This is a genomic window from Kocuria sp. (genome assembly GCF_030536815.1).
Lineage (GTDB): Bacteria > Actinomycetota > Actinomycetes > Actinomycetales > Micrococcaceae > Kocuria > Kocuria gwangalliensis.
The window spans coordinates 17,134-28,272 of record NZ_JAUNPE010000017.1 but is presented as its reverse complement, the minus strand read 5'-3'; the positions used below and the strand labels follow the sequence as shown (position 1 = coordinate 28,272).

Annotated in this window: 10 protein-coding genes; all 10 read right to left on the bottom strand. The window is 66.1% G+C overall.

What is annotated here, in order from left to right:
• Positions 1–19: 19 nt before the first annotated feature.
• A complete protein-coding gene (locus Q4E95_RS03445; protein ID WP_303381974.1) occupies positions 20–1,156 on the bottom strand; it encodes a hypothetical protein in 1,137 nt (378 codons plus the stop codon).
• Positions 1,153–3,978: an RNA helicase gene (locus tag Q4E95_RS03440; protein ID WP_303381973.1), complete on the bottom strand. Its 2,826-nt coding sequence runs from the start codon at positions 3,976–3,978 to the stop codon at positions 1,153–1,155. The genes Q4E95_RS03445 and Q4E95_RS03440 overlap by 4 nt, the downstream gene beginning before the upstream one ends.
• 59 nt (positions 3,979–4,037) lie before the next feature.
• On the bottom strand, positions 4,038–4,934 hold the full coding sequence (tatC, locus tag Q4E95_RS03435; protein WP_303381972.1) for a twin-arginine translocase subunit TatC: 897 nt from the start codon (positions 4,932–4,934) through the stop codon (positions 4,038–4,040).
• Between the two features lie 101 nt (positions 4,935–5,035).
• A complete protein-coding gene (gene tatA / locus Q4E95_RS03430) occupies positions 5,036–5,377 on the bottom strand; it encodes a Sec-independent protein translocase subunit TatA (RefSeq protein WP_303381971.1) in 342 nt (113 codons plus the stop codon).
• Positions 5,361–5,741 carry a hypothetical protein gene (locus Q4E95_RS03425; protein WP_303381970.1) on the bottom strand — a complete coding sequence of 127 codons (381 nt, stop codon included), beginning with the start codon at positions 5,739–5,741 and terminating at the stop codon, positions 5,361–5,363. The genes tatA and Q4E95_RS03425 overlap by 17 nt, the downstream gene beginning before the upstream one ends.
• Positions 5,742–5,769: 28 nt before the next feature.
• Positions 5,770–7,917 (bottom strand): WYL domain-containing protein, encoded by a 2,148-nt coding sequence (locus Q4E95_RS03420; protein ID WP_303381969.1) that lies wholly within the window; start codon positions 7,915–7,917, stop codon positions 5,770–5,772.
• Entirely contained in the window at positions 7,918–8,313 is a 396-nt protein-coding gene (locus Q4E95_RS03415) for an FKBP-type peptidyl-prolyl cis-trans isomerase (RefSeq protein WP_303381976.1), read from the bottom strand.
• A gap of 56 nt (positions 8,314–8,369) precedes the next feature.
• Complete coding sequence (locus tag Q4E95_RS03410) at positions 8,370–9,383, bottom strand: FKBP-type peptidyl-prolyl cis-trans isomerase (protein ID WP_303381968.1); 1,014 nt, start codon at positions 9,381–9,383, stop codon at positions 8,370–8,372.
• 119 nt (positions 9,384–9,502) lie between these two features.
• The gene (pafA, locus tag Q4E95_RS03405) at positions 9,503–10,921 is read right to left on the bottom strand and encodes a Pup--protein ligase (protein WP_303381967.1); all 1,419 of its coding nucleotides are present in this window, start codon (positions 10,919–10,921) and stop codon (positions 9,503–9,505) included.
• Between the two features lie 4 nt (positions 10,922–10,925).
• Positions 10,926–11,135: a ubiquitin-like protein Pup gene (locus Q4E95_RS03400; RefSeq protein WP_303381966.1), complete on the bottom strand. Its 210-nt coding sequence runs from the start codon at positions 11,133–11,135 to the stop codon at positions 10,926–10,928.
• Positions 11,136–11,139 lie beyond the last annotated feature (4 nt).

Here is an 11,139-nt window from a genome sequence, read left to right as displayed (position 1 = left end):
CAAGATGGCAGATTGTCAATCATTCGAAGGTGATGTCTCCCGCCACCACGACGCGCTCGCACGCGGGCAGCCGCGGGTCGTCCAGGGCCGGCAGGGCCGGTGTGCGGGCGCGGGGGTCCGTGCTCCAGGACGCGCCGGTGCCCGACGCCTGCTGAACCATGAGAGAGTCCGCGTCCCACATGGCCAGGCTGGCCTCCGCTCCGGGTGCCAGCTGACCGGCCAGTGGTTGCGCATCGCGTTGTGCTCGCCACACACCGCGGGTCAAGGCCAGAAATGCCGCGCGGGCCGAGGTCCGATGGCGCGGCTCCTCGGCTTCCAGGGCGTCTTTCACGGCCTGCCACGGGTTCTGCGCGTCAGTCATGAGGGTCAAGGGGACCCCCGCGCGCGCCAGCGCCGTGAGCGGTGCTGCGCCGGGCCGCGAACTCACCGTCAGCGCGTGGCGGGCGAGCTCCTCGCATTGCTCGTCGCTGAGTTCGCCCGCGCCGACAATGCGATGCCCGCGGGATCTGAAAGCGCGCTCCCCCACCCTGTCGGTGGTTCGCTGCGCGGCCTCGAGCACGGCGTCGATCACGGACGACGGCGCTGCCTCCGCATTCCCGCCGACGCCGCCACCGCACACGACCACTGCCTGGTAACGGCCCTCGGAGCATGCGACCAGGTGAGCCGTCACGGCATCGACCAGTGCATCACGATCCTGGGCGGCGTCGGCCTGAATCCCCAGGCACGAACGCGGCGCACCGACCCTCTCGAGATAGGTAGCGTCGGTCACCGGGTGAATCAGGATGGGCAGCGCAACGAGACCGGCCTCCGTTGCGCGGTTCACCGCATCTACCAACATCTCGGCGTCCTCGGACAGCAATTCCACGGCACCGTACCCCTGAGCCGCGGTGACCATCTGCGCGGTGTCGGTGATTCGCTGGTGCGCCACGAAGGACGGGGTGATCACCGCGCCCTCGACATCTTTCACCGTGGTCTGATCGCCCGCCATCGCATGTGCTGCGCTGTCGGAACCCAGCCACGCGACCGTGGGCCCGTCCACCAGGATGGCCGTGGCGAACGGATCCACCGGTGAATACACCGAAGCATTCACATACATCACGGTGGTTCTGGCCTGTGGGTTCACACTGTCCTCCGGGAAATCATCGCTGTCGTTCACTGTTCAAAGACGCTGTACTCCACCACTCCGCGGCGCACAGCCTGAATGGCCTCGAGAGCGGTGCCGCGGATGGCCGGATCCACATGCGCGACACCGGCCAGTTGGTCCAACAGGTCAATGGTTTGTTTGGCCCAGCGCACAAAGTCGCCCGCGGCCAGATCCGTGCCCGTCAGTGTCTTGGTCAGGCTGGCGCCCCGGGCCCAGCGGTACATGGCATCCACCAGAGCCAGCTCGGGCTGAGCCGTCTGCGGTAGCCGGTGTTGCGCCTCGACGTCCGTGAGCACCGACCAGTTGTGGATCAGCGTCTGGACGGCGGCCTCCATGTGGGCCGTGGGCATCTTGGGCCGGGATCCCTGGTCCTCACGGCGGGGCTGATACACGAGAGTGGTGACCACGCCCGCCAGACCCGCAACATCGAGGCCATCGAGAAAACCGTCGCGCAGGGTCAGGGCGAGCAACAAATCGCGCTCGCCGTAGATCCGGCGCAACTGCTCCCCCGCGGGGGTGGGCTTGAGGCTGCCGGAACCGTCCACGCGTAAGTAGTCGAAATGGGTGAGTACCGCACAGACCCGGTCGAAGGTCGCCGCGATGCTGCCCGTGCGACCCGCGATCTGTGTGCGCAGGCCGTCGGTTTCCTTCTGCAGCTTCCAGGCACGCTCCGCCCACCGGGCGTGGTGTTCCCGGTCGGAACAACCGTGGCACGGGTGGGAGCGCAGCGCGCGCCGGAGATCCTCGATCTTGCGGTCCCTCGCGGAGGTTCCGCGGTCGAACCGAATGGTGTGGCCCCCGCTGCGTTCACGCGCGGGCCGATGCTCGCGCAGGGCCGCGCGGACGGTGGCCGCCAGATCCTTGCGCTCCTGAGGGGAACGTCCCGAATACCGTTTGGGGATCTTGACCTTCGATTCGGGTTCGAGGGAACCGTCGAGGTCGTTGACACCTACTCGTCGCAATTTGCCGTCCAGGGTGAGGATGTGGGGTCGCGGATCGAACGGGTGCTCGTCCGCCTTGACCACCACGGCGTACCCGGCGTTACGGCCCTGCGGAATGTCGATGACGTCACCGGGCAACAGGTCCTGCAGGGACACCGCTGCATCGTTGCGTTGCCGGGCGGAGCGGGACTTGGTCGCCGATTTCTCCAAACCGTTGAGTTCGCGCCGCAGCTTCGCGTACTCGGTGAAATCGCCCAGGTGACACGCCATGGCGTCCCGATAGGCCTCCAGCGTCTTTTCCTGCGAGCGTACGCGCTTGGCAATGCCCACCACGGAACGGTCCGCTTGGAACTGCGCAAAGGAGGTCTCCAAAATGGAACGGGACCGTTGAGCACCGTAACGGGCGATCAAGTTGGTGGACATGTTGTACGTGGGGCTGAAGCTGGAGTTCAGCGGGTAGGTCCGTTTGGAGGCCAGCCCGGCCACGGTCTGCGGATTCATCCCGTCGCGCCACAGCACCACGGCGTGACCTTCGACATCGATTCCGCGCCGCCCGGCGCGCCCCGTGAGCTGGGTGTACTCGCCGGGAGTGATGTCAACCCTGGACTCGCCATTGAACTTGTCCAGCCGCTCGAGCACCACCGAACGCGCGGGCATGTTGATGCCCAGCGCCAGGGTCTCGGTGGCGAAGACGGCCTTGACCAGTCCCTGGGCGAATAATTGCTCCACGACCTCTTTGAAGACCGGGAGCATACCCGCGTGGTGGGCCGAGGCGCCGCGGATCAGTCCGTCGTACCAGTCGTGATAGTTCAGCGCCGCCAGGTCCGCGGTGGACATGTGCGAGGTCGCCTCGGCCACGTAGGCGCGAATGGTCTTCTGCTCCTCGGGCGTGGTCAACCACAGATCGGCGGCAACGCACTGGGCCACCGCCGCATCGCAACCGGCCCGGGAGAAAATGAACGTAATGGCCGGCAGCAGGGCCTCCGCGTCGAGGCGGCGCAACAGGTGGGGCCGGGAGATCCGATCCTGACGCGCAACGTGTGCCTCCGGACGGTGGGGCCCGCGGCGGCGTCGACCCCGATGGTTGGGGCCGCGCCCGCCGCCCCGGCCACCGCGGGGGTGCTGGGCACGGAAGAGTCGGAGCAGTTCCGGGTTGACGGCCGGCTCGTCCGCGCCGGGTTCCGACTGCCGCTCCGCGGCTTCTTCCACGGTGTCGTCCACGAACAGGTCTAGCAGCTGCGGTCCCACCTGCACGTGCTGCCACAGCGGGACGGGCCGATGTTCCGACACCACGACGTCCGTGTGACCACGGACCTGGTGAAGCCACGCACCGAATTCTTCCGCGTTGGAGACCGTGGCCGACAACGAGGCGAGCTGCACGTGGTCCGGCAAATGAATGATGACTTCTTCCCACACGGCGCCCCGGAAACGGTCCGCGAGGTAGTGGACCTCGTCCATGACCACGTATCCCAGATTGGTGAGCGTGGCCGAATCCGCGTAAAGCATGTTGCGGAGCACTTCGGTGGTCATGACCACGATTTCCGCCTCGGAATTGACCGAGGTGTCACCGGTCAGCAATCCCACACGGTGGCTGCCCCAGCGGCGGGAGAACTCGTGGAACTTCTGATTACTCAGTGCCTTGATGGGGGTGGTGTAGAAGGCCTTGCGCCCCTGGGCGAGGGCCAGATGAATGGCGAATTCACCCACCACTGTTTTTCCGGCACCCGTGGGGGCCGCGACCAGAACGCCGTGACCCCGTTCCAGCGCCCGGCACCCCTCAATCTGGAAGGGGTCGAGTTCGAAGTCCAGCAGCTGTTCAAACGCCCCGAGTTCCGTGTTCGCGTGGGCCGCACGGGCCTTAGCGGCCATGAATCGATCGGCGTGGGAAGACATGCGTCCAGCCTACGGCGTAGCCCGGACGCCCGATAAATCCGAGCCGCGAGGTTCCGCTGCTAGCCCATCTTGCGCAGTTCTTCGGCGGAGGTCGCATTGTCCGCAACCACGCCCGTGGCGGCCTCACGCTTAGCCGCTTGCCTGGCCCGGCGACGGTCCAGGAACAAGCACATCGCCACGGCCACGAAGAACAATGCCAGCAACGGGATGGCCAGGTACAACATGGTGACCGGGTCCGGACCGGGCGCGGCCATGGCGGAAATGACCAGCACGATGACCACCACCACGCGCCAGGATTTCAGAATCGTGCGCCCGGCGAGCAGACCCAGCATATTCAGGCCCACCAGGAACACCGGGACCACGCACGCCACACCGAACGTCAAGATCAGTTGCAGGAAGAACCGCAGATACTGGTTGGCCTCGACAAAGTTGGCGCCGCCCTCGGGTGTGAACGCGGTCAGGGCGTACACGGCGGCGGGCAAGGCCGTGAGGGCCAGCGCACACCCACCGATGAACAACGGAATGGCGGCCGCCAGGAAGCCCATGGCGTAGCGGCGTTCATGTTTGTGCAGCGCGGGGGTGATGAATGCCCACAGCTGGTAGAGCCACACCGGGGATGCGAATATCACACCCAGGACCAGGGCCACCTCAACCATGATGTTGAAGGAACCGCCCACCGACGAGTAGTTGATGGTGGCCGTGCGACCCGAATCAGCCAGGCGTTGTAGCGGTTCGGTGATGTACTGCATGAACGGGTTGTAGACCATGAACCCCGCCACCGCCCCGATCACGGCCGCAATGGCGGACTTGATCAACCGGTTACGCATTTCACGCAGGTGTTCCTTCAGAGCCATTTGGGCCTGAGGGTTGCTCCTGCGCGAGTTGTTCTTCTTGCGGGAACGACGCTCGCTGCGTCGCGCGGAATCCCGCAGAGAGTTGGATTCAGTGGCAGTCATCCGAACCTCTGCTGTGAGTTGGGCCGTGGAGTGGCACTCGTCAGGGCGAACCGTACGGTCCGCCCCGAGCGCGTGCTGTGTACCTAAGGAAAATCCGCGACCTACGCGTTGGGGCGCTGCTGGGGATCGACCGGGGTGGCGTTGGGCTGCGCGACAGGCTGCGCGGTCGCCTGGCCCGGTGCGCCGGTGTCCGTGTTCACGGCGTTGGCCGTGGTGGGATTCTGCGGCTGGGAAATGGTCTGGCCGGTGGAAACGGGCTGGCCGTTCACGGTGACGTTGCCGTCATCGTCATCCCTCTTCATTTCCTTGACCTCGGACTTGAAGATTCGCATGGACTGACCCAAACTGCGAGCCATGCCCGGGAGCTTGGGGGCACCGAACAGCAGCAAGATCACCACGAGGATGAGAACAATGGTGAGGGGGCTGTCAAACAAGCGGCCCATGGTGGAGTCCTTTCCGTTCAGCCCGGCGAAGGTCGGTCAGCCGCTGGGGCTGGCCCAAGGTGTCCTTGCGGTTCATCCGGCGGATGAGCCGGGCTGTTTGTCGTTGGTCGCGTCCGCTCGAATAGGCGGCGCGGGCCGAGTTCACCGGGGTGAAAACGGCGGGTTCAGCGGGTGAGCGCAGTGGTTGTGCTGTTCCCTGGGCTGCGGAGTTCCACCGCTGCGTGAAGTCATCGGCAATGGCCTCGACCTCGCGCAATGCGGGTAAGGCCTTCCGTGTGATCAGTCTCCACACCGCGCCCAGGATGAACGCGAGACTCGCCAGGACCACTGCGGTCCACAGCACGATCCACATCCACCACATCATGGGCTCCAGTATAGAGCCGAGCCCTGAATCAGAGTTGAGTTGTGCCCGTAAAGAGGCTGTTATTTATCCACTGTTCAACTGTGCGAACAACCTCGGGCGGGGAAGCCACCGCCACGTGACCGGCGTGCCTGGTCACCAGCGAACTCAATGCCTCCGCCGTGGGAAAGTCCACCTCCGCGGCAACGTACTCGGGCAGCGGTTTGGGGCCCTTGGACCCGCCCGGCCCACCCGGTCCGGCCAAACCACCCGGCCCGCCCGTAACCGGGACGGGCGGTTCCTCGGCGGGCGGCAAGTCCACGGTCGCGACGCGCTTGGCGTGGTAGTGCTCCACGATCCAGCGACCGCGCCGGTCCGTCACGAGCACGGCCTGCACGGGGCGGCGCTTCTCCGGGTACAGGCTCGTGCGCGTTTCGGAGTCCATCCGGGGGTGCGCTTGGGCCTGCCCCATGTCTTCGCAGCTGAGGATGCAGTCGGCGCGGAACGTCCTGGGCCCGTTGGCATTGAGGCACCACCCACGCACGTACTGGTGGCCGTCCGAGGACACAATGCGCACCGGGTCGACCAGCCGTTCGGTGACCTCGTCCCGTGAGGCCACCACGTAGCGGATCTTCACGCGTCGGTTGTTCGTGATCGCCTGCCGCAGCTGACTCATCAGTTCTGTGTCTTCGGGGACGAGTTCGGCCGGTTGATCGGGAGCGGCCAGTGCGTCCGCGAGCGGCAACGCGTCCGCGGCGGTCGCAACCTTGCGCATGGTGGAGCGGACGACGTCGCTGTTGCCACCCGGCAGCGCCTGGAGAGTTTGCAGTCCCATCAGCAACGCGCTGGCCTCGGGAACGGTCAATCGCACGGGTTCGGAGAGTTCTCGCGCGTTACCCAGGTAGATGTGGCCGTCGTCCCAGGACGCATCGATGAGTTGATCGGGCATGTGACCGGGCCGCCCGCAGACGAACAATGTTTGCAGGTCCGCAATCAATTCCTGGTCGGTGATGCCGAAGTGCCGGGCTGTTTCCTCCAGCTGCGCACCTTGGTGGGAGTACACGTGACGCACGATGTGCAACAGCCGTGCCAGGTGCTGTTCCGTGCTGGCCTTGGCGGCACCGTTCCGGCGCTGCTTCCCCCAGACGACCTCGCAGCCGCCCACGCGGTCCTGGAATTTCTTGGCCTCGGTCAAGCGCCGTTCCACCGCCCGCGCCACGGCCCGCTGGGTTTCCAGGTCCGCGCCGGCGGCGGTGGCCACTCGGGCGTCCGGGCCGGCTGCGCACACGTGTTCGGCCGCGCCCTCGGTGTCGGACACCGCCAACAGCACGGCGTCGAAGCCCTCGGGCAGATGCGGGTCCTCCTCGGTCAGGGGTGTCGCGATCTGGCGCAGGAGCTGGGCCGCGCCCTGACGCACGTAAATCGTGACCCGCACGCGGGTGGGCGGCAGGACCATGCGCGCGAGCTGACCTCCCATGGAGAAATCCTCGGGGGGTTCGAAACTGTCCCGGGTGATGGCCACCTCGGAAATGATCCTGGTCAATCGGAACGTGCGTTGCGCCTGGCGGTCCTCGTCCCAGCCGGCCAGGTACCACGCGCCGAAACGCGAGCCCACACCCCAGGGCTGTACGGTGCGCCGGCTGAAGGCGCCCGTGCGGTCCACGTAATCAAAGCGGACCGTGCGGTGACTCAGCACCGCGGACAGCAACGGCTCGAATGCCGGGTCCGCCACGGCCACGGTCGGTTGGACGTCGCGGCCCGGGGCGGCCTCGTGGGACAGTGCCGGTTCCAGCTTGTCCAGGGCTCTGCGCGCCAGCCGGTCCTGAGCGGCGTCGTTCCAGGCGTCCGCGGCGACCGCAAGCACCGCCGATTCTTCGGCGCTGAATTGGACCTGGGGCAACTGGTACGAACCGCGGGACACCCGATAGCGCGGCGCCAACTGGACGTCGGTGGCCCAGGGGTCGTCGTCCGGGATTTCCTCGACCGGGTAGCCCAGGGAGCGCAGGTGCGCTTTGTCGCGCTCGAACATTCGCTCGAACGCGTCGTGGCTACCGGCCTTGTGGTACCCGGGAACGATCTCCCGCAGTTGATCGCGCGTGTACCCGCTCTCGCGGTCCAGCAGCGCAATGAGCAGGTTGAGGAGCCGCTCCGCCGACGCTGCGGTGGAGCGGCCCGAGACCGAACCTGAGGATGGGGGCATTTAGCGAACGTCGAGCAGATCGACCACGAAGATCAGGGCCTCGTCCGGGCCGATGGCACCGGGCGCGCCCCGCTTGCCGTACGCCAGCTCCGAGGGGATTTCCAGCCGACGGCGCCCGCCCACCTTCATGCCCAGCAGACCCTGGTCCCAGCCCTGGATGACCTGGCCGATGCCCACGGTGAAGTCCAGGGGCTGGTTGCGGTTCCAGGAGGCGTCGAATTCCTCGCCGCCCGAGTAGGTCACACCCACGTAGTGGCAAGAGATGTTGTCGCCGGCCTTGGCCTCGCGACCGGTGCCCGGGATCTCGTCCGAGATGCGCAGTTCCGTGGGGACCGGATCCTGCGGGAAATCGATGTCCGGCTTGGAACGATCCAAGTTGCGCTGTCCAAATGACACGTTCATGGCCTTTCGTAGCGTCCGACCCCGGTGCGGGGCCCGTCCAGACGACCAGTTTACTGATCCGACGCGGACGCCGCTGGCGTGGGGCTCGCTGCGGCGCTGGCTTCCTCCGAGGGCTGAGAACTTGCGCTCTCTGACGGTGTCGCGGATTCGCTGGGTGCGGGTTCGGGCGTGGGAACGGCACCCAGAATATCCACCACGAACACGAGTGAGCCCGCCGGGTACTCCGAGTCCTCGCCCAGCTGGTCCTCGGTTCCGTAGGCCTGATCGGTCGGTACGACCAGCAACACGCGGGAGCCCACTTTTTGGCCCTTGAGACCTTCCTTCCACCCCTCGATCACGTTGTCGAGCGGGAAGGAGGCGGGGGTGTCCGTGTCATAGGAGGAATCGAAGACCTCGCCGTCCGCCCAGCGCACGCCCACGTAATTGGCGACCACGGTGTCCGTGTCCGAAACCTCTTCGCCGTCACCTTCGATGAGTACCTCCGTCTGGAGGTCCTTGGGTTCATCGCCGGAGGGCTTCTCTATGGTGGGTGTGCCCTGATCGTCCTGGGTCACGGTGGGCATTTTCTCCGAGGTGTCCGACATGTCTTGGTTGAGCGGCGCCAGGATCTTCTTGGCCACCTGGTACACCTCGACCGATGTGGACTCGTCCCCCGCGGCACCGCTGGTGTCCGGGGAACTGTAGGCGATGATCGCGCCTTCCTTGGCGTCGAGCAGGGCGTCGTACATCTGCGGTATGGCCTCCTTGAGCTCGTCGTCCAACTTGAGTACCTGGCCGGCACCCTGGCTGTACGTGTCGCCCAACGAGGACCCGTCCGAACCCTTGAACAGGGCGGCCTGCAACAGGACGTTGTCGCCCTCGGCCAAGTCCTCGCCCTCGCCTTCGCGCAACACCTTGGTCTCGGCCTCACTCACCTGGAGGGGGGTTTCGAAGGAGACCGACGGTGCCGTGCCCTCGGACGGGTCCTTGGACAGTTCCACCGAATCGATTTCGGCACCGCCGCACGCGGTCAACATCAGGGTCAGGGCCAGGGCGGTGCCCGCGGCCGGAACAATCTTTCGCAAAGGAGGATCACCTTTCAACACGACTGGGAACGGGGAGAACTCGGCCACCAATCTAAGGGACGCGCTTGAAGATCAGCTGATACTCCACCGGCCACACCCGTGGGGTTATGCGTGAGCCGTCAGGACGCGGCCAGGGCCCGGACCTCGGCAATCAGCTCATCCGCGTCGGGTTGGGACGTGGCGAACGGGTCCTTGCACATCACGGTGCGTTGGTTGTGGGAACCGTTGAGCTTGAGGTGCACCCAGTCCACGGTGTAGTTCTCCCCCGCGTCCAGGACGGCCCGGATGAACTTGCCGCGCAGGCTCGCGCGCGTGGCCGGAGGGTGCATGACGGCGGCCTGGGCGGCGTCGTCGGCTACGAAGGTGGCCACGGCACCGCGGCGGCTGAGCATGCGGAACAATCCGTGCGTGGGTGAGGTGTCGTGATAGGCGAAGTCCAACTGCAGCAGCCTCGGATTGGCGTAGTCCATGCCGTGGGAGGAGGCGTAGGAGTCCAACAATTTTTTCTTGATGGCCCAGTCCAGTTCGGTGTCCACCAGGTCGAAGCGCTGTTCGGCCACCGCGCGCAGACCGCGCTCCCACAGTTCCAACACCCAATCCACGCGATCGTGGTGCGCACCGTGACGTTCCACGAAATGGGTCACGGCCTGCACGTACTCGAGCTGCAGGTCCACGGCGGACATTGTCTCGCCGGAGGCCAGCTCGAGCTGAGCCCGTCCCGTGAGGTCGTGCGAGACAATGCGCAGCGCGGCCGCGGGATCCGCGAGGGTGCGGTCCGGGAGGATCTTTCCCGCCTCGATCATGCGCAACATGAGATCCGTGGTGCCGATCTTGAGTGCCGTGGTGGTCTGGGACATGGACGAGTCGCCGTTGATCACATGCAACCGGCGGTAATGCTCGGCGTCAGCGTGGGGTTCGTCACGGGTGTTGATCATGGGCCGCGAGCGCGTGGTGGCGGAGGAGGAGCCCTCCCAAATGTGATCGGCGCGTTGGGAGAACGAGTAGCTGGGCCCGTGGGAGCCGTCGCCCAGGGTGAGGCCGCCGAAGTCCGCCGGCCCGTTGGGGTGGACCCGGCCGGCGCCCACCAGAATCTGGCGGGTCACCAGGAACGGGATGAGCACCTGCACCAGGCGCGCGTATTCGGTACGGCGCGAAATCATGTAGTTCTCGTGGGAACCGTAGGAGTTCCCGGCGGAGTCCACGTTGTTCTTGAAGAGGTGCACCGTGCCGCCGGTGCCATCCTCAACCAATTCCTGCTGGAGCTGCTGCCGCAGGTCGTCCACGATCAGCTCACCGGCCATGTCCTGGGCGACCACGTCCTGGAGGGAGGCGGTCTCCGCGCTGGCGTACTCCGGGTGCGAACCCACGTCGAGGTAGAGCCGGCCGCCGTTCGGGAGGAATACGTTGGACGCCCTGCCCCACGCGAGCACGGGCGCGAAGAGGCGCCGCGCGGTCTCGTCGGCTCCCAGGCTGTGGCCCTGGGACACACTGTGGGTGATGCCGAACTCGGTTTCGATGCCGTAGATTCTGCGGTCCACGAGCTTACTGTCCGCCCTTCTGGACAAAGCCCTTGACGAAGGCCTCGGCGTTGGTTTCGAGCACGCCGTCGATCTCGGCGAGGAGATCATCGGTGCCTTGGGTGTCGCGCTGTGCCTGTCCCGCGCCCTGCGACGGCGCCGGGGTGCCGTTGTCGGGCAGCTCGGTGTCGTCTTCGCGGCGCGAACCCGATCCGAAAATGCGTTCCTGTGCCATGTGT